This window comes from Methylobacterium sp. J-076, assembly GCF_022829405.1.
Classification (GTDB): domain Bacteria; phylum Pseudomonadota; class Alphaproteobacteria; order Rhizobiales; family Beijerinckiaceae; genus Methylobacterium.
The window spans coordinates 13,019-30,401 of the sequence record NZ_JAKSXW010000121.1 but is presented as its reverse complement, the minus strand read 5'-3'; the positions used below and the strand labels follow the sequence as shown (position 1 = coordinate 30,401).

Below are 17,383 nucleotides of genomic sequence, written 5' to 3'. Positions count from 1 at the left end.
GACCGTCAGGTCTCAGGGCGCCGCCTCCTCCGGGGGGCGGCGTTTTTCGTATGTGCGCGGCCCGGCGCGTTCGGCTATCACCCCCGGAACCGGCTCGGCCGGAGGGATCCGGGGGGAACGGCTTGGCCGAGAAGTTCCGGTTGGAAGGAAGCGTCGCCCTCGTCACCGGGGCGGCTAGCGGCATCGGCGCGGCGCTGGCCGTGGCGCTCGCGGGACGGGGCTGCTCCCTCGTCCTGATCGACCGCGACGCCGAGGGGCTTGCCGCCATCGCCCGCAGGACCGGCGCGGCCGGGGCCGCCACCGAGTGCCGCGTGGTCGACCTCACGGATGCGGGCGCCATCGCCATGCTGCCCGCCGCCGTCGAGGACCGGTTCGGGCGGCTCGACTGCCTCGTGAACAATGCGGGCGTCGCCCTGGGCGGGCGGTTCGAAGAGACGCATCTCGACGACTTCGAGTGGGTCCTCGACATCAACCTGCGCGCCGTCGTACGGATGTGCCACGCCTTCCTGCCGATGCTGAAGGCCCGGCCCCAGGCCCAGATCGTCAACATCTCCAGCCTGTTCGGGCTGATCGCGCCCCCCGGTCAGGCGGCCTACTGCGCCAGCAAGTTCGCGGTGCGGGGCTTCACCGAATCGCTGCGCCACGAATACGCCGGCACCGGGCTCGGGGTCAGCGTGGTCCATCCCGGAGGCGTGGCCACCGCAATCGCCCGCAACGCGCGCGACCCGCGCCCCTCGGCGATCCCGGAGGAGGCCGAGACGATGCGCCTCGCCGCCGAGAAGGGGCGTGCGGCGTTCCAAGCTCTGCTGACCCTGCCGCCCGAGGCAGCGGCCGAAGAGATCGTCCGCGGGATCGAACGGCGCGCCCCGCGCATCGTCATCGGGAAGGACGCGCGCAGCGCCGCGCTGATCCAGCGTCTCATGCCGGCCGGCTACTGGGCGGCGATCACCCGCCTGTCCGGCGGAAAGGTCTAAGATGGCGAGCCTGCGCGCCCATATCGGAGCCTGGATGGTTCGGCGCCGCGTGAAGGCGCCCCTGGCGACCGCCGCCAGCACCGAGGACGTCCGCCGCATCCTCGGCGGGGCCACGTTCCCCGATCCGAAGGATGCCACCTTCGAACCCGGCACCCTGGGGGGCATCCCCGGCGAATGGGTCCGGCCGGTCTCCGGCGACGCGTCGCACCGGCTGCTCTACGTCCATGGCGGCGGCTTCGTCGCCTGCTCCCCCAAGACCCACCGCCCGCTGACCGGCGCCCTCGCCCGGCGCGGCTTCACGATCTTCGCCCCCGACTACAGGCTGGCGCCGGAGCACCCCTTCCCGGCCGGGCTGGAGGACGTCGTGGCGGCCTGGGCCGCCTTCCGCGCGTCGGGTCCCGCGAGCCTCGCGGGGGAATCGGCGGGCGGCAACCTCGCCCTGGCGGCGATGCTGGCCGCCAAGGAACGCAGCATCCCCCTCCCCTCGGCCGCCTGCCTGTTCTCGCCCGTGACCGATATCGGCGCCGTCGATGGCTCCCGGGTCGCGAACGGGTGGCGCGACGCCATGTTCACCGCCCGCTCGATCTCCGAGATCGCGCCGCTCTATCTCGGCGACCGCGACCCGCGCATGCCCCTGGCCTCGCCGGTCTACGGCGACCCCGCCGGCCTGCCGCCGCTGCTGTTCCACGTCGGCGACCGGGAAGTGCTCCGCGACGATTCCGTGCGCATGGTCGAGCGGGCCAAGGCGGCCGGCGTGGAGGCGGGCCTGCGGATCTTCCCGGTGGTGGCCCATGCGTGGCAGTTCGCCGACCGGTTCCTCCCGGAGGCGACCGCCTCCCTGGACGAGGCCGCCGCCTTCCTCAAGCGCCACGCCGGCCGGCCGGGGGTGACGGCATGAGCCCCGCATCCGGGACGGACGGCATCCTCGCCGTCCTCATCGTCGGCGCCGGCTTCTCCGGGGTCGCGATGGCGATCCGCTGCCGCGAAGAGGGGATCGGGCCCATCGCGGTCATCGAGAAGGGCGCCGGGATCGGCGGGACGTGGCGGGAGAACACCTATCCCGGGGCGGCCTGCGACGTGCCCTCGCATCTCTACTCCCTGTCCTTCGCGCCGAAGGCCGACTGGAGCCGTCTCTATGCGAAGCAGCCGGAGATCGAGGCGTACCTGCGCGGGGTGGCCGAGTCGCACGGGCTGATGCCGCTGATCCGGTTCGGCACCACGCTCCGGCGGGCGGTGTGGGACGAGGGGCGCGCCCTGTGGCGCGCGGAGACGGACCGGGGCGAGGTCTTGGCCCGCGCCATCGTGTCCGGGGCGGGCGGGCTGCACCACCCTGCCCTGCCCGCCATTCCCGGCCGTGACGACTTCGCCGGGCCGAGCTTCCACACCGCCGCCTGGGACCACTCCATCGACCTGGCCAGCCGGGCCGTCGGCATCATCGGCACCGGCGCCAGCGCCATCCAGGTCGTGCCGGAACTCGCGAGGAGCGCCGCGCACCTCACCGTGTTCCAGCGGACCCCGCCCTGGATCATGCCCAAGAACGACCGGGCGATCCCGCCCGAGCGGCAGGCGCGCTACGCCCGCCATCCGATCCTGCGGCGTCTGGAGCGGGCCCGCCTGTTCTGGCGGCTCGAATTGCCGGCCCTGGTCGGTTTCACCCGGGTCTCGAAGGTCACGGCGCAGGCCGAGGCGATGGCCCGGCACCATTTGCGCAAGGCGGTGCCCGACAAGGACCTGCGCAGGAAGCTGACGCCGACTTACCGGTTCGGCTGCAAGCGCGTGCTGCTCTCGGACGAGTATTACGCCGCCGTCCAGCAGGACACCGTCACCCTGGAGACGGGATCGATCGCCCGGATCGTCCCGGACGGCGTCGAGATGATCGACGGCACCCGGCACCGCCTCGACGCCCTCGTCTACGCCACCGGGTTCGACGTCGTCGGCGGGTCGCTCCGGACGGAGGTCGTCGGCCGCGGGGGGCGGCGGCTCGCCGAGGCTTGGGCGGACGGGATGCAGGCGTTCCAGGGCATCACGGTGTCCGGTTTCCCGAACTACTTCATCCTCCTCGGCCCCAATACCGGCATCGGCCACAACTCGATCATCGCGATGATCGAGATCCAGGTCCGGCACGTCCTCGATTGCCTCAAGACCCTGGCGAAGGGCTCGCAGGCGATCGAGGTGCGCGACCCCGTGCAGACGCGCTTCGTGGAGCGCATCCGCAACCGGATGAAGGAGAGCATCTGGCAGGCCGGGGGCTGCTCGAGCTGGTACCTCGACGCCAAGGGCCGCAACACAACCCTGTGGCCGGATTCGGTGCTGGCCTACCGGCGCAGCGCCCGCCGCGCCCGGCTGTCGGATTACCGCCTGGACTAGGGACGTTCCCCGGCGCCACCCCGCGCCCTCGCTGTCGGTGCGGCCGGGCCGGGCGGGCGTGCGCCCTGCTCACGCCACCTGCCGACGGGGCGGCACCAGCATGTCGAGCATCGCATCGGCCCGCATCGGCCGGCCGAGATGGTATCCCTGCACGAGGGAACAGCCCATCTCGCGCAGGGCCGTGAGGTCCGTCTCGGTCTCGACGCCCTCGGCCACCACTTCAAGGCTCAGGGCCCGCCCGAGGTCGATCACGGCCTGGACGAGTCCGCGCTTGTCGTCCGCCTCGCCGAGGCCGGTGACGAGGCTGCGGTCGATCTTCACCCGGTTCACCCGAAGCTGGCGCAGGCGCGACAGGGAGGAGTACCCGACGCCGAAATCGTCGATGGCGATGCTGACGCCGGCATGGGACAGGTTGGTGAGCTTCTCGGACACCGCGGCCACGTCGAGCGCCATATCCTCGGTCAGCTCGATCTCCAGCCCGTCCGCGTTGAGGCCGAAGGCCGCCAGTTTGCCGAGGATGATCTGATCGAGGGGGGCCTGCGCCAGCTCCCGGGGGCAGACGTTCATGCCGGTCCGCACCGCCCCCAGGCCGCGATCGCGCAGGGCGAGCCTCATCCGGCAGACGCCGTCGAGGATGAACCGGAGCAGCGACTCGGTGAGCCCCGTCATCGCCGCGGCGGCGATCAGCTCGGACGGTGGCACCCAGCCGTGCCGGGGGTGGTGCCAGCGGATCAGCGCCTCCAGCCCGGCGAGGTTTCCGTCGCGGATATCGAAGATCGGCTGGAACCACACCTCGACGGCGCCCACCGCCAGCGCGTCGGGGAGGTCGCGCTCCGCATCCCGCCGCATGTCCAGGCGGTCGCGCAGTTCGTCGTCGAACACGTGGTACCGGTTCCGGCCGGTGGACTTGGCCATGTAGAGGGCTTCGTCCGCGCGCACGAGGCGCTCGGTCAGGCTCTCGGCCACGCCGAGATGGATGCCGATGCTGATGCCGACGCGGCCGGTATCGAACCGGTCGAACGGTTCGGCGATGGCCGCGATCACCGCCTCGGCGAGGGCGCGGAAGGGGACACCGGTCTCGGCCGGATCGTAGAGGATGGCGAACTCGTCGCCGCCGAGCCGGGCGGCGAGGCCGCGCGGGGGCACCTGCGCCCGGAGGCGCCGGCCGACCTCGACGAGCACTTGGTCTCCCGTCCCGTGGCCGTAGATGTCGTTGACCGACTTGAAGCCGTCGAGGTCGAGCAGCATCAGGCAGGAGGCGTGGGAATGCTCGCCCTGCTCGGCGAAGCCGGCGCGGTTGAGGAGGCCGGTGAGCCCGTCGCAGGTGGCCCGCCCCGCCATCTTGTCGGCCAGGGCGTTGGCCTCGTTCTTCAGGCCGCTCGTCCTACGGAAGTTGGCCTCAGCCCCGAAGCAGGTCCGCGCCAGGGCGGCGAGGTAGAGAAGGACGGTCCCGGCAAGGCAGGACTGGTCGAACTCCCCGAGGCTGATCAGGCAGCCGGCCGTCGACAGGAGCGGCGGGGTGATGAAGGCGATGGGGATGCGGGCGTAGGACGTGCCGTAGCCGACCGCCCCCGCCGTGATGCCGCAGGTCACCGTCAGGTAGAACAGCGTCTGCGGCGTGGTGTAGCCCGCGCAGAGGGCCGGGAGGAACGCCCAGACCGAGCCCGACAGCAGGGCGGCGAAGGCGGAGAGGCGGAGCCGCCGGTCCACCGCCGCATCGGCCACGTCCGGGGCGGTGGCGCCGTCGTCGTCGAGGCCGCGGCAGGGGGCCCGGCAGAGATAGACCCGGAGGAGGTTGGCCATGAGCGACGCGGCGAACCACACCGCGCCGGCCGCACCTTCCCCCGCGCGGATCGCGACGGCGAGGCAGGTGAGGCCCAACAGACCGTTGATGAGCAGGGCCCGCAGGACGCTCCGGCGGGCCGCATCCAGCTGATCGCGGCGAATCGCGCTGTTCAGCGCGTCGGTCATCGTCGGTCGCACCGGCTCTCGGCGCGCATCCGGCTCGGAGTTGCTGCCTGCTTCCGCGGCCATCACCCGGTTCCTTGCTCCCCCTGCCTATTGCACGCATGCGGTAAAGAAATTCTCGCAATTCACCCGCAGGCTGCAATGTCACGGCCGGTGCCGCACTGGGCGTCGTGGCCCATATTCATGAGCCGCAAGTCAGGGTTGCCTATGGCGCTGTCCAGAGAACTGATCTCGATCGAGCGGATCTTCTACGAGGAGGCGGCCGAGACCTATCCTCACGGACAGGCGATCCTGGCCCGCTTTCCGGGGGCCGAGCGGATCGCCGTTCCGTCCCACTGGAACATACCCGAGCTTCACGGCAACGCAGGTTCCGTCGAGGATTGGATCCGCATCAAGCGCTCGACCCTGGTCCTCGGGGTGAAGAAGAGCCTGACGATGCGGCCGAACGGGCGCAGCGCCCACTTCATCGCCCCTTCGACCTCCAATGGATGCGCGATGGCCTGCGCCTATTGCTACGTGCCGCGGCGGAAGGGCTTCGCGAACCCGATCACGCTGTTCGTGAATACGGAGAAGGCCTGCGCCGCGATCGTCCGGCATGCGGGCCGCCAGGGGCCGTTGCCGGAGCCCGACTCCGTCGATCCCGCCCTGTGGGTCTACGATATCGGCGAGAACGGGGACCTGTCCGTCGATGCCGCGGTGTTCGACGGGGTGCGTGATGTCATCCACCTGTTCCGCGACATCCCCAACGCCAAGGCGTCGTTCGCCACCAAGGCGGTGAACCGCGACCTGTTGACCTACGAGCCCCGCGGCAAGACGCGGATCCGGTTCTCGCTGATGCCGGAGCGGATCGCGAAGGTGGTCGATGTGCGCACCTCGCCCATCCCCGAACGGATCGCGGCCATCGATGACTTCGTTGGGGCCGGCTACGAGGTTCACGCCAACTTCTCGCCGGTGATCATGTACGAGGGCTGGGAGGCGGACTGGCGCGACCTCTTCCGGCAGATCGATGCGGCGCTCTCCCCGGCGTCGAAGGCGCAGCTGCGGTGCGAGATCATCATGCTCACGCACAACGCCGGGCTGCACGAGGTCAACCTCGGCTGGCATCCCCGGGCGGAGGACCTCCTGTGGCGGCCCGAAATCCAGGAGGTCAAAGTCTCCGAGGGCGGCCAGACCAACCTGCGCTATCGCACCAGGTGGAAGGGGCGCTGGCTCGCCCGGTTCAAGGATCTCCTCGCGGCGGAGATGCCCTACTGCACGGTTCGCTATGCCTTCTGAACCCTGCGTCCCCGCCGACGTTCTGCCCAGGCATCACGTGAGGCTGGCGAGGGTCGGATGGGGCGGCACGAGGAATTCATGGCCGAGGCGGTCGCGATCGCCGAGACCAATGTCGCCGAGGGCGGGAGCCCCTATGGGGCGGTCATCGTCCGGGACGGGGCCGTCGTCGCCCGTGCGGCCAACACCATCCACCTCACGCAGGACGTGACGAACCACGCCGAGATGGTCGCCATCCACGAGGCGAGCCGCATCCTCGGCCGGAACGACCTGTCGGATTGCGTGATGTACGCGAGCGGACGGCCCTGCCCGATGTGTCACGCGGCCATGCGCCTCGCGGGGTTCAAGCGGGGCTACTTCGCGTTCAGCGCGGAGGAGGCGCAGGAATTCGGCGCCGGCAGCGCCGATCTCTACGGGGAACTGTGCCGCCCCCTCGACCAGCAGCCGATGCGGCTGGAGCAGATGCGGCCCGAGGGCGCCTCCCCCTATCCGGCGTGGCAGGCACGGCAGAAAACGTGACGCCCTTGCCGCCGGCCGCTCGTCATCGCCGACGGAGCGAAGCGGCTCGATGGTCGGCGCTCAAGAAGTGACCCGCTTCCCTGGACCGCTCCGCCAGGCGTTTTCCGCGAACCTCGGATCAGCTGTCCCCACGGCTCAGTGCGGGTCCCCTCCCCCTTGTGGGGAGGGGTAGGGGTGGGGGTGGTGCCGGGCAAGGCACCCGGGTGCCTCCCGAACCAGGTTGGCGAGTGAACGCCCTAGGCCCGGAGCGACGACGCCGAGGGAGCGAGGGTGGCCAGGGCCTCCGGCGTGTCGATGTCGAGGGCGGAGGCCGGGTCGCCCGCGATCTCGAGCACGTCCGGGCGGCCGGCGAGGAGGGGGCCGGCGCCCCGGTCTCCGGTCAAGGTCGCCAAGCTTGCGCCGAGCCGCCGCAGGTTCAGCAGGACCGGATTGCCCCGGCGCCCCTCGTGGACGGGTACGACGGAAGAGGGAGCCCCGTCCGCCGCCGCGAAGGCCTCGGCCAGGCGGTCGATGAGGGGGGCGCCGACCAGCGGCATGTCCCCGAGCATCACGATGGCCGCGTCGCAGCCGGGCGGGAGCGCCGCGAGCCCCGCCTTGAGGGAGGTGGAGAGCCCGTCCGCATAGGCGTCGTTCCGCACGAAGACGAGGTCCAGCCCGGCGAGGGCCGTCCGCACGGCGTCGGCATGGGCGCCGAGCACGACGACGACCGGCCTCGGCCCGGCCGCGAGGGCGGCCTCGGCGGCGCGACGCACCAGGGGGCGGCCGTCCAGATGCGCCAGGAGTTTGGGTGCGGCGCCGAACCGGGTGCCGCGCCCGGCGGCGAGGAGGATCGTGGCGACCTCACTCATCCCCGGCCTCGGCCGTATCCGTCGCCCCGCCCGCCCGGGGCTGCGGACGCGAGACGATCTCCATGAGCAGCCCGCCGACCCCGAGGGCGACGATATCCGCCCGGTCGACCGGCACGTCCGCCAGCAGCCGGTGGAGGATCCAATCGAACCCGTTCTCCTTGGGCGAGCGGGCGCAGCCCGGCGCGCCGATCACCGGCACGTCCCCGAGGGATCCGAGGAGCAGCAGGTTGCCGGGGTCCACCGGCATGCCGAGATGGTCCACCCTTCCCCCCGCGCGCTCGATCCCGGCGGGGATCACGTCCCGCCGGTCGGCGATGGCCGAGGCGCCGAACACCACGGCGAGGTCGGCGCCCGCGCCCCCGATCACCCCGGCGAGGCCGGCAGCGACGCCGGCGGCCGAATGCGCCACCCGCGTCTCGGCCACGATCTCCGCCCCCGCCGGGGCGAGGCGTTCGGCCAGGACTCGCAGGGTCTTTTCCACCGTGGCGTCCTTGAGGGAGGCGAGGCGCGTGGAGACCACGCCCACCCGCCGCCGCCGGTAGGGCGCCACGCGGATCGCCCCATGCCCGGCCTCGGTGCAGGCCAGGGCCAGGGTCGCGCGGCGCACGGCGTAGGGGATGATCTTGACGGTCGCGACCATCTCCCCCTCGGCCACCGGCTTGAAGGCCGGCAGGGTCGCCACGGTGACGGCCTCATCGACCCCGTTCACGGCGTCGATCCGCCCGCGGTCGATCAGCAGAACGCCCGGTGCCGTGGCGAACAGGTTGCAGCGGCCGGTGAAGGGCAGTTCGGCCCGGAGGTGGGCATCGCACAGGGTGGCGGCCAACCGGCCGGCGGCGTCGTCCTCACCCACGTCGTCGCCGTCCAGGGCGACGGCCACGACCTCGCGCACGCCCTCCGCCGCGAGGCGGGCCGCCATCTCGGGCGTGATCGTGGAGCCCTTGCGCAGGGTGGTGCCGCCGCTGCGCAGGGAATGGGCGGTGATGAGCCCCGCCGCCTCGGCGACCGGGACGGGTCCGAACCTCACGGCCCCTCCGGCCGGGGCGCCCGGCGCAGCTCCGCCACGATCTCGGCCAGGACCGCCAGGGCGATCTCGGCCGGGCTCACCGCGCCGATGGCCAGGCCGATGGGCGCGCGGATGCGGCCGACCTCGGCCTGCGTGAACCCGGCCTGGGTCAGCCGCTCCACCCGCGCCGCATGGGTCTTCCGGGAGCCCAGGGCGCCGATATAGAAGCACCCCGCCCGCAGGGCCGCCGCGAGGGCCGGGTCGTCGATCTTCGGGTCGTGGGTCAGGGCCGCCAGGGCGCAGTAGCGGTCGAGGGCGGGCACACGTCCGCCGAGCGCCCCGTCCGGCCATTCCGCCACCAGATCGACGCCGGGGAACCGCTCCGGCGTGGCGAAGGCGGTGCGCGGGTCGATCACCGTCAGGGCGAGGTCGAGGGAAGCCGCCATCGGCACCATCCCCTGGGAGATGTGCACGGCGCCGACCACCACGAGGCGCACCGGCGGCACCTGCACGGTGAGGAAGGCCTGCCGGCCGTCCGGCAGCGTCGCCAGCCCGCTCTTGCCCTGGGCGAGGTGCCGGGCGAGCACGTCCGCCAGGGGGTCGCCGGGGATGTCGGCCTCGCGCACGAGGCGCTGCCCGCCATCGGGGATGGCGGTGACGAGGATGGCCGCCCGCCGGGCGGCCCGCTCGGCGTTCAGCCCGGCCAGGATGTCCGCGCGCATCAGTCGATCCGTTCCACGAAGACGCGGATGCGGCCGCCGCAGGACAGGCCCGCCCGCCACGCGGTCTCGTCGGCCACGCCGAATTCGAGAACCCGGGGGCGCCCGTCTTCGATGACCTCCGCCGCCTCCACGATCACCGCCCCCTCGACGCAGCCCCCCGAGACGGAGCCGAGGAAGTTGCCGCCGCCGTCGATGACGAGGTGGCTGCCCACCGGCCTAGGGGCCGAGCCCCATGTCTCGATGACGGTGGCGAGGGCGACGGCGCGCCCTTCGCCTCGCCACGCTTCCGCGGCGGAGAGAATGTCGGTGTCGGTGCTGAGCATGGCCCTGCGAGCCTTTACGGGGTGCGGGCCGTGCCCGCCTCGGGAGAGGTATGGCCCCCGCGTCGCAGCGCAAGGCGCCGGGGGCGTCTCCTTGGCCTGCGCCGCGCCGGCCGGTAGGATGCGGCTCCCTCCGTGCCGGAAGCCATGCCGTCCTTCGCCGACAGGATCCCGCCCCGCCGTCCCGCCGCCGCCCGCCCGTGAACGCCGAGGATCCCGCCCTCGCGCGCGTCGTCCAGGCGGCCGAGCCGCCGGCCCGCACCCCCTCGGCGTCCCGGCGGCTGTGGAAGCGCATCGCCCGGCCGATCGGCGACGCGCTGCCCAAGGGCCTCTACGCGCGCTCGCTCATCATCATCATCGCGCCGGTGGTGCTGCTGCAATCGGTGATCGCCTACACCTTCATGGAGCGGCACTGGCAGCTGGTGACGAAGCGGCTCTCGGCCTCCGTGGTCGCGGATGTCGCCGCGCTGATCGACATCTACGAGAGCTACCCGCAGGACAAGGACGCGGACACGCTCTCGCGGATCGCGGGCGAGCGCCTGAACCTCGACCTCGACATCCTCGACGGGGCCAAGCTGCCCCCGCCCGGGCCGCGCCCGTTCTTCTCGATTCTGGACGAAGCGCTCTCCGACGAGATCAAGCGCCAGATCCGGCGTCCGTTCTGGATCGACACGGTGGGGCGCTCGAACCTGATCGAGATCCGCGTCGCCATCCCCGGCGGCGTCATGCGCATCACCGCCCGGCGCAGCCAAGCCTATGCCTCGAACTCGCACATCTTCCTCGTGTGGATGATCGGCTCGTCGCTGGTGCTGCTCGGCGTCGCGATCCTGTTCCTGCGCAACCAGATCAAGCCGATCCTCCGCCTCGCGGCCGTGGCCGAGGGGTTCGGCAAGGGCCGCGAGATCGAGTTCCGCCCCCGCGGCGCCCGGGAGGTGCGGCAGGCCGGGCACGCCTTCATCGAGATGAAGCGGCGCATCGAGCGGGCCATGGAGCAGCGCACGACGATGCTGAACGGCGTCAGCCACGACCTGCGCACCATCCTCACGCGGTTCCGGCTGTCGCTGGCGCTGATCGAGGGAAGCGGCGAGATCGAGGACCTGACCCGCGACGTGGACGAGATGAGCCGGATGCTCGAAGGCTACCTCGCCTTCGCCCGGGGCGATTCGGCCGAGAGCGCGACCCCCACCGACATGCACGCCCTGCTGGAGGATCTGCGGACCGATCTCGAACGCCTCGGCGCCCATGTGGCCGACGTGGCGCTGACCGGGCGGCCGATGGTCACCGTGCGGCCGGACGCGTTCCGGCGTTGCCTGTTCAACCTCGCCTCGAACGCCGCGCGCTATGGCGACACGGTGGCGATCTGCGGCCGCCTGGAGACGCGCAGTTTCCTCGTCTCCGTCGATGACGACGGGCCGGGCATCCCCCTCGCGAGCCGGGACGAGGTGTTCAAGCCGTTCGTGCGCCTGGACGATGCCCGCCAGGATGCCGGCGGATCGGGCCTCGGCCTCTCCATCGCCCGGGACATCGCCCGGGCCCACGGGGGGGACATCACCCTCCACGACAGCCCGCTGGGCGGGTTGCGCGCCACCGTCCGCGTGCCGGCCTAGGGAGGCCCCTCCCCCGCCAGGGTCGCGCGAGGGTGAAGGGCGCCCCGTGGTGCGAATCGGAGCGGAGCGGGCCTCAGGCGTCGGCGGGACCGCGCAGCCGGGTGTATTCGGACTGGACGCTGCCGAGCAGGTGATCGAGCGTCGCGCCGTCGAGCCTCGCCCTGGTGAGGCGGTCGAGCAGCACGGCCTCGCCCCGCCACGCGTAGCCGGCATCGGCGGGCAGGTGGCGCAGCAGCAGGGCGCTGACGATCCGGTTCCTGCGATAGCCGGGATGGCGGACGAGGCGCCCGATCAGCCGGACGAGGGTATCCACGCTGCCGGCTCCCCCCGATGAATTGCCACCCTTGGCAGCCGAAACCTGCATTCCGCCCTCCGACCATGTCTTTCGACAGTTGTGGCGCAAGTCTCGTGAAGAAAGGCTGTGGGGCGCCGGGGCTGCGGCAAAGTGTGCGGGTGGCCGGCAAATCTCCCCGCCATGGGGGGTCCCAACCGTCGCCGTGCGATGCTATGCAGGCCGGATCAGCCCGAGGCGCATGATCGCGCCGGATTCCGAGTGCCCCGCATGAACCCGCTCGTCCCGCTGTTCATCCTGATCTGCCTGCCGCTCACCGCCATCGGTCTGGTGCTCTACACGGATACGGGGATCGAGCCGGCGCTGTTCTACGCGTCGGTGAAGACCTTCGTGATCCTCGGCCTCGTCGCCGTCGGCATGTCCTTCGCCGCCATGAAGCTCGCCGACCGCACCAAGCCGTAAGGCACCGGGCGGACGGTCGTCCGGGCGAGCTGGGCGATCGGCGTCGAACCGAAATCCCCTGGCCCGGAGGCCGCCATGCTCCACGTCGTCCCGGCCTTCTCGCGCATCGGCGAGGAGAACGCCTTCGCCGTGCTCGCCCGCGCGCAGGCTTTGGCCGCGCAGGGGCGGGACATCATCAACCTCGGCATCGGCCAGCCCGACATGCCGACGACGCCGCACGTGGTCGAGGCGGGCATCAAGGCCCTGCGCGACGGCCACCACGGCTACACGCCCGCCACCGGCATCCAGCCCCTGCGGGAGGCGGTCTCCCGCGATATCCTCCGCCGCCACGGCGTCGAGGTCTCGCCCGACTCGGTGATGATCGTGCCGGGCGGCAAGGTCACCATGTTCATGGCGATCCTGATGTTCGGGCAACCCGGCGCCGAGATCCTGTACCCGGACCCCGGCTTCCCAATCTATCGCTCGATGATCGAGTACACGGGCGCGACGCCGGTCCCGGTGCCGATCCGCGAGGAGAACGGCTTCGCCTTCTCCGCCGCCGAGACCCTGGCGCTGATCACGCCGCGGACGCGGCTGCTCATCGTCAACTCGCCGGCCAACCCCACCGGCGGCGTGAGCCCGCGCTCCGAGATCGACGCCCTGGTGAAGGGGCTCGCCGACCACCCCGACGTGGCGGTGCTCTCGGACGAGATCTACGGCACCATGACCTATGACGGGCAGGTGCATCACTCGCTGCTGAAGTACCCGGAGATCCGCGACCGGCTGATCTACCTCGACGGCGCGTCGAAGACCTACGCGATGACGGGGTGGCGGCTCGGCTGGTCGGTCTGGCCGAAGCCCCTCTACGACAACGCCCGCAAGCTCGCGGTGAACGCGCATTCCTGCGTCAACGCATCGACGCAATGGGCGGGGGTCGCGGCCCTGGACGGCTCGCAGGATTGCGTGACGGAGATGGTGGCGGAGTTCGACCGGCGGCGGCGGATCGTGGTCGATGGGCTGAACGCCCTGCCGGGCGTCTCCTGCATCGAGCCGAAGGGGGCCTTCTACGCCTTCCCGAACGTGTCGCGGACCGGCTGGAAGGCCAAGGCGCTCGCCTCGGCGCTGCTGGACGAGGCGGGAGTCGCCACGATCGGCGGCCCGGATTTCGGCGTCCACGGCGAAGGATTCCTGCGCCTGTCCTACGCCAACTCGGCCGAGAACATCCGCCGGGCGCTGGAGCGGATGAAGGAATTTTTGGAAAGCCGGCCGGCGGGGTAATCGCGACAGCGCCGTCCTCGCGAGCGCGGCGACGCAACCCAGGGGCGCCGCGTTCGGAGACGGCCCGTCACCCTGGAGTGCGTCGCTTCGCTCGCGAGGAGGTGGGTGGGTGTGGGGCTACCCCACCACCCGCAGCACGTCCCCCACGGCGAGGCCACCGCCCGCGATGACCTCCATGTAGACGCCGAGGTCCCGGTGGCCGAGCCGCTGGTCGATGGTCCAGGGGATGTCGAGGTCGCGCTGGCCCGTGGCGGGGTCCACATTCGTCGCCGCGCAGCGCACCGTCCGCTTGGTCACCTTCAGCCGCAGCCCGCTCGGCGCCTCGATCACCTGGCCGAGCATGTCCAATTCGGCGAAGGGCGCGAGGCCGTCCACCAGCAGGTTGCCCCGGAAGCGCAGGGGATCGACCGGCACGCCGAGTTCGTCCTCCAGCATCTGCACGCTGGCGCGGTTGATGAGGGAGACGTAGCCCATCGGCGAATCGGTGAAGCGGTACTGCGGCGGGGCTTCGAGGACCTTGGGCTCCCCCCGGAGGGAGTCCGGCATGAACCGCCGCAGCAGCGCCTCCAGGCTCTCCCGTCCCTCCGGCGTGTCGAGGCGGGCGGCGAGCGATTCGCCATCGCCCTCCACGGTCAGGGTCGCCGTCGCGTCGTCGTAGCGGGTGCGCAGGCGCGCCAGCCCCTCGTCCCGCATCAGCATCAGGTACTTGGTCTTCGGCTGATGCCGGGGGGCGACGGCGCTGAAGCCGGAGGGCCCGTTCTCGATGGCGTAGAGCCGATCCCCCGGAAAATAGCCGCTCGTGGCGATCTCGACCTTGTCCAGCGGCTCCGGGCTGAGCCCCTTCACCGGGTACCGGTAGAGGGCGGAAAGGCGGATGTCGGGGTGCGTGGCCATGGGTGAGGAGGAGCGCGATTCTGCGGCGTATGCAAGCCCGCGGTTTCCCTATCCCCGGCTCTTGTGGTGCGCAAATGCAACACCACATCCGGTCTACCGGAGGCTTCACGGCGCCGGGGCCCTTCGCGGCGCTGCGCCGGGGGGGCGACGTTTCGGCGATTCCGCGCCATGTCGGGCGGTGCGCCGGTACGGGAGAGGCGACGCATGAATTTCGAGAAGTACACCGAACGCGCCCGCGGCTTCGTGCAGGCGGCGCAGAACCTCGCCACGCGCGAGGGACATCCCCAGTTGCAGCCGGGCCATATGCTGAAGGTGCTGCTGGACGACCCCGAGGGCCTGTGCGCGGGCCTGATCGACCGGGCGGGCGGCCAGTCCCGCGTGGCCCTGGCGCAGGTCGAGCAGTGGCTCGCCAAGCAGCCGAAGGTATCCGGCAATTCCGCGGCCCCGCAGGCGACGCGGGAACTCGTCCGCCTGTTCGACACCGCCGAGAGCGCGGCGCAGAAGGCGGGCGATTCCTACGTCACGGTCGAGCGGCTGCTCCTCGCCCTCGCGGTGGAGAAGGAGACGGAGGCCGGCAAGGCCCTCCAGGCGGCGGGGGTGACGCCCGCCTCGCTCAACGGGGCGATCAACGCGCTCCGCAAGGGCCGCACCGCCGACAACGCCTCGGCCGAGAACAGCTACGACGCCCTGAAGAAGTATGCCCGCGACCTCACCGAGGCGGCGCGCACCGGCAAGCTCGATCCGGTGATCGGCCGCGACGAGGAGATCCGGCGCACCATCCAGGTCCTGTCCCGGCGCACGAAGAACAACCCCGTGCTCATCGGCGAGCCCGGCGTCGGCAAGACGGCCATCGTCGAGGGGTTGGCGCTGCGCATAGTCAATGGTGACGTGCCCGAGTCCCTGAAGGACAAGAGCTTGCTCGCCCTCGACATGGGCGCGCTGATCGCCGGCGCGAAGTATCGGGGCGAGTTCGAGGAGCGGCTGAAGGGCGTGCTCTCCGAAGTCACCGCGGCCGAGGGCGGGATCATCCTGTTCATCGACGAGATGCACACCCTGGTGGGTGCGGGCAAGGCGGACGGGGCGATGGACGCCTCCAACCTCCTGAAGCCCGCCCTCGCCCGGGGCGAGCTGCACTGCGTCGGCGCCACCACGCTGGAGGAGTACCGCAAGCACGTGGAGAAGGATGCGGCGCTCGCCCGGCGCTTCCAGCCCGTCTTCGTGGCGGAGCCGACGGTGGAGGACACCGTCTCGATCCTGCGCGGCTTGAAGGAGAAGTACGAGCAGCACCACGGCGTGCGCATCCAGGATTCGGCCCTGGTCGCGGCGGCGACGCTGTCGAACCGCTACATCACGGACCGCTTCCTACCGGACAAGGCCATCGACCTCATGGACGAGGCCGGCTCGCGCCTGCGCATGCAGGTGGATTCGAAGCCGGAGGAGCTGGACAACGTCGACCGGGAGATCGTGCGGCTGAAGATCGAGGGCGAGGCGCTGAAGAAGGAGACGGATTCCGCCTCCCGCGACCGGCTGCACCGCCTGCAGAAGGAACTCGCCGACCTGGAGGAGCAGTCCGCCACCATCACCGCCCGGTGGAAGGCGGAGAAGGACAAGCTCGGCACCGCCGCCGACCTGAAGAAGAAGTTGGACGAGGCCCGCAACGAACTCGCGGCGGCGCAGCGCCAGGGCCAGTACCAGCGGGCGGGCGAGCTGGCCTACGGCATCATCCCCGGGCTGGAGAAGCAGCTCGCCGACACAGAAGGCGCCGAGAGTGGGCGCGGTGCGATGATGGAGGAGGCGGTGACGCCGAGCCACATCGCGGGCGTCGTCTCCCGCTGGACCGGCGTGCCGGTGGACAAGATGCTGGAGGGCGAGCGCGAGAAGCTGCTCGCGATGGAATCGGCGCTGGGCAAGCGCGTCGTCGGGCAGCGCGAGGCGGTGGAGGCGGTCTCGACCGCGGTGCGCCGGGCGCGGGCCGGGCTTCAGGATCCGAACCGGCCCATCGGCTCGTTCATGTTCCTCGGGCCGACGGGCGTCGGCAAGACCGAGCTGACCAAGGCGCTGGCCGGCTTCCTGTTCGACGATGACACGGCCCTCGTGCGCATCGACATGTCGGAATACATGGAGAAGCATGCGGTGGCCCGGCTCATCGGCGCGCCCCCCGGCTATGTCGGGTACGAGGAGGGCGGCGCCCTCACCGAGGCGGTGCGGCGGCGGCCCTATCAGGTCGTGCTGTTCGATGAGGTGGAGAAGGCGCACCCGGACGTGTTCAACGTCCTGCTTCAGGTGCTCGACGACGGGCGCCTGACGGACGGACAGGGGCGGACGGTCGACTTCCGCAACACCCTGCTGATCATGACCTCGAATCTCGGGTCGGAGTACCTCGTGAACCAGCCCGCCGGGCAGGACACGGAGGTGGTCCGCGAGGAGGTGATGGGCGTGGTCCGCTCCCACTTCCGCCCGGAATTTCTCAACCGGGTGGATGAGATCATCCTGTTCCACCGCCTCAAGCGGGAGGAGATGGGGTCCATCGTGGAGATCCAGCTCGCCCGGCTGCGCAAGCTGCTGGACGAGCGCAAGATCACCCTCGACGTGGACGAGGAGGCCCGCAACTGGCTCGCCGACAGGGGCTACGACCCGGCCTACGGGGCTCGGCCCCTCAAGCGGGCGATCCAGAAGAACGTCCAGGATCCCCTGGCCGAGCTTCTTCTGTCCGGGGCGGTCCACGACGGCGAGCATGTGCCGGTCCACCTCGGCCCGATGGGCCTGATGATCGGCGACGTGGCGGTGGGGGCCCAGCGGCGGCCGGCGGACGCCACCCTGAACTGACCGACCCTGCGGCGCGGCGCCCCTCGGCGCCGCGCCGCAACCGCACGAT

At 71.4% G+C, this 17,383-nt stretch carries 16 protein-coding genes; 9 read left to right on the top strand and 7 right to left on the bottom strand.

Annotation, left to right across the window (positions count from 1 at the left end; genetic code table 11):
* The first annotated feature begins 122 nt into the window (after positions 1 to 122).
* From MKK53_RS12510 to MKK53_RS12500, 3 genes are read left to right on the top strand one after another with little or no spacing between them, the layout of a single operon-like run.
* Complete coding sequence (locus MKK53_RS12510; protein WP_243929031.1) at positions 123 to 974, top strand: SDR family NAD(P)-dependent oxidoreductase; 852 nt, start codon at positions 123 to 125, stop codon at positions 972 to 974.
* A 1-nt stretch (position 975) separates the two neighbouring features.
* On the top strand, positions 976 to 1,872 hold the full coding sequence (locus MKK53_RS12505) for an alpha/beta hydrolase (protein WP_243929030.1): 897 nt from the start codon (positions 976 to 978) through the stop codon (positions 1,870 to 1,872).
* Entirely contained in the window at positions 1,869 to 3,341 is a 1,473-nt protein-coding gene (locus tag MKK53_RS12500; RefSeq protein WP_243929029.1) for a flavin-containing monooxygenase, read from the top strand. The genes MKK53_RS12505 and MKK53_RS12500 overlap by 4 nt, the downstream gene beginning before the upstream one ends.
* A 69-nt stretch (positions 3,342 to 3,410) precedes the next feature.
* Here the strand turns inward: MKK53_RS12500 and MKK53_RS12495 are convergent, their stop codons facing one another.
* The gene (locus tag MKK53_RS12495; protein WP_243929028.1) at positions 3,411 to 5,312 is read right to left on the bottom strand and encodes a putative bifunctional diguanylate cyclase/phosphodiesterase; all 1,902 of its coding nucleotides are present in this window, start codon (positions 5,310 to 5,312) and stop codon (positions 3,411 to 3,413) included.
* A 204-nt stretch (positions 5,313 to 5,516) separates the two neighbouring features.
* Here MKK53_RS12495 and MKK53_RS12490 point away from each other — a divergent pair, with 204 nt between their 5' ends.
* Both MKK53_RS12490 and MKK53_RS12485 read left to right on the top strand, forming a co-directional pair.
* A complete protein-coding gene (locus tag MKK53_RS12490; protein WP_243929027.1) occupies positions 5,517 to 6,584 on the top strand; it encodes a spore photoproduct lyase family protein in 1,068 nt (355 codons plus the stop codon).
* A 57-nt stretch (positions 6,585 to 6,641) separates the two neighbouring features.
* Positions 6,642 to 7,100: a nucleoside deaminase gene (locus MKK53_RS12485; RefSeq protein WP_243929026.1), complete on the top strand. Its 459-nt coding sequence runs from the start codon at positions 6,642 to 6,644 to the stop codon at positions 7,098 to 7,100.
* A gap of 236 nt (positions 7,101 to 7,336) precedes the next feature.
* On the opposite strand, the gene MKK53_RS12480 is transcribed toward MKK53_RS12485, so the two are convergent.
* From MKK53_RS12480 to MKK53_RS12465, 4 genes are read right to left on the bottom strand one after another with little or no spacing between them, the layout of a single operon-like run.
* Positions 7,337 to 7,948: an NTP transferase domain-containing protein gene (locus MKK53_RS12480; protein WP_243929025.1), complete on the bottom strand. Its 612-nt coding sequence runs from the start codon at positions 7,946 to 7,948 to the stop codon at positions 7,337 to 7,339.
* Positions 7,941 to 8,975: a molybdopterin-binding protein gene (locus tag MKK53_RS12475; protein ID WP_243929024.1), complete on the bottom strand. Its 1,035-nt coding sequence runs from the start codon at positions 8,973 to 8,975 to the stop codon at positions 7,941 to 7,943. Before MKK53_RS12475 ends, MKK53_RS12480 begins: the two co-directional genes overlap by 8 nt.
* The gene (locus tag MKK53_RS12470; protein WP_243929023.1) at positions 8,972 to 9,676 is read right to left on the bottom strand and encodes an XdhC family protein; all 705 of its coding nucleotides are present in this window, start codon (positions 9,674 to 9,676) and stop codon (positions 8,972 to 8,974) included. Before MKK53_RS12470 ends, MKK53_RS12475 begins: the two co-directional genes overlap by 4 nt.
* Complete coding sequence (locus MKK53_RS12465; RefSeq protein WP_243929022.1) at positions 9,676 to 9,999, bottom strand: XdhC family protein; 324 nt, start codon at positions 9,997 to 9,999, stop codon at positions 9,676 to 9,678. The genes MKK53_RS12470 and MKK53_RS12465 overlap by 1 nt, the downstream gene beginning before the upstream one ends.
* A gap of 197 nt (positions 10,000 to 10,196) precedes the next feature.
* Here MKK53_RS12465 and MKK53_RS12460 point away from each other — a divergent pair, with 197 nt between their 5' ends.
* A complete protein-coding gene (locus tag MKK53_RS12460; protein WP_409564320.1) occupies positions 10,197 to 11,603 on the top strand; it encodes an ATP-binding protein in 1,407 nt (468 codons plus the stop codon).
* A gap of 73 nt (positions 11,604 to 11,676) precedes the next feature.
* Here the strand turns inward: MKK53_RS12460 and MKK53_RS12455 are convergent, their stop codons facing one another.
* A complete protein-coding gene (locus tag MKK53_RS12455) occupies positions 11,677 to 11,916 on the bottom strand; it encodes a hypothetical protein (protein WP_243929021.1) in 240 nt (79 codons plus the stop codon).
* Between the two features lie 249 nt (positions 11,917 to 12,165).
* On the opposite strand from MKK53_RS12455, the gene MKK53_RS12450 reads away from it, so the two are divergent.
* Entirely contained in the window at positions 12,166 to 12,357 is a 192-nt protein-coding gene (locus MKK53_RS12450; protein ID WP_243929020.1) for a hypothetical protein, read from the top strand.
* Positions 12,358 to 12,432: 75 nt separating this feature from the next.
* A complete protein-coding gene (locus tag MKK53_RS12445) occupies positions 12,433 to 13,614 on the top strand; it encodes a pyridoxal phosphate-dependent aminotransferase (protein WP_243929019.1) in 1,182 nt (393 codons plus the stop codon).
* 117 nt (positions 13,615 to 13,731) lie between these two features.
* On the opposite strand, the gene MKK53_RS12440 is transcribed toward MKK53_RS12445, so the two are convergent.
* On the bottom strand, positions 13,732 to 14,508 hold the full coding sequence (locus tag MKK53_RS12440) for an MOSC domain-containing protein (RefSeq protein WP_243929018.1): 777 nt from the start codon (positions 14,506 to 14,508) through the stop codon (positions 13,732 to 13,734).
* Positions 14,509 to 14,712: 204 nt separating this feature from the next.
* On the opposite strand from MKK53_RS12440, the gene clpB reads away from it, so the two are divergent.
* A complete protein-coding gene (gene clpB, locus MKK53_RS12435) occupies positions 14,713 to 17,334 on the top strand; it encodes an ATP-dependent chaperone ClpB (RefSeq protein ID WP_243929017.1) in 2,622 nt (873 codons plus the stop codon).
* Positions 17,335 to 17,383 lie beyond the last annotated feature (49 nt).

Excerpts from the sequence above, each read along its gene's own strand:
- MKK53_RS12505 (WP_243929030.1), top strand. The coding sequence starts at position 976 with ATGGCGAGCCTGCGCGCCCATATCGGAGCCTGGATGGTTCGGCGCCGC.
- MKK53_RS12500 (WP_243929029.1), top strand. The coding sequence starts at position 1,869 with ATGAGCCCCGCATCCGGGACGGACGGCATCCTCGCCGTCCTCATCGTC.
- MKK53_RS12495 (WP_243929028.1), bottom strand. The coding sequence starts at position 5,312 with ATGACCGACGCGCTGAACAGCGCGATTCGCCGCGATCAGCTGGATGCG.
- MKK53_RS12490 (WP_243929027.1), top strand. The coding sequence starts at position 5,517 with ATGGCGCTGTCCAGAGAACTGATCTCGATCGAGCGGATCTTCTACGAG.
- MKK53_RS12485 (WP_243929026.1), top strand. The coding sequence starts at position 6,642 with ATGGGGCGGCACGAGGAATTCATGGCCGAGGCGGTCGCGATCGCCGAG.
- MKK53_RS12480 (WP_243929025.1), bottom strand. The coding sequence starts at position 7,948 with ATGAGTGAGGTCGCCACGATCCTCCTCGCCGCCGGGCGCGGCACCCGG.
- MKK53_RS12470 (WP_243929023.1), bottom strand. The coding sequence starts at position 9,676 with ATGCGCGCGGACATCCTGGCCGGGCTGAACGCCGAGCGGGCCGCCCGG.
- MKK53_RS12465 (WP_243929022.1), bottom strand. The coding sequence starts at position 9,999 with ATGCTCAGCACCGACACCGACATTCTCTCCGCCGCGGAAGCGTGGCGA.
- MKK53_RS12450 (WP_243929020.1), top strand. The coding sequence starts at position 12,166 with ATGAACCCGCTCGTCCCGCTGTTCATCCTGATCTGCCTGCCGCTCACC.
- MKK53_RS12445 (WP_243929019.1), top strand. The coding sequence starts at position 12,433 with ATGCTCCACGTCGTCCCGGCCTTCTCGCGCATCGGCGAGGAGAACGCC.
- MKK53_RS12440 (WP_243929018.1), bottom strand. The coding sequence starts at position 14,508 with ATGGCCACGCACCCCGACATCCGCCTTTCCGCCCTCTACCGGTACCCG.
- clpB (WP_243929017.1), top strand. The coding sequence starts at position 14,713 with ATGAATTTCGAGAAGTACACCGAACGCGCCCGCGGCTTCGTGCAGGCG.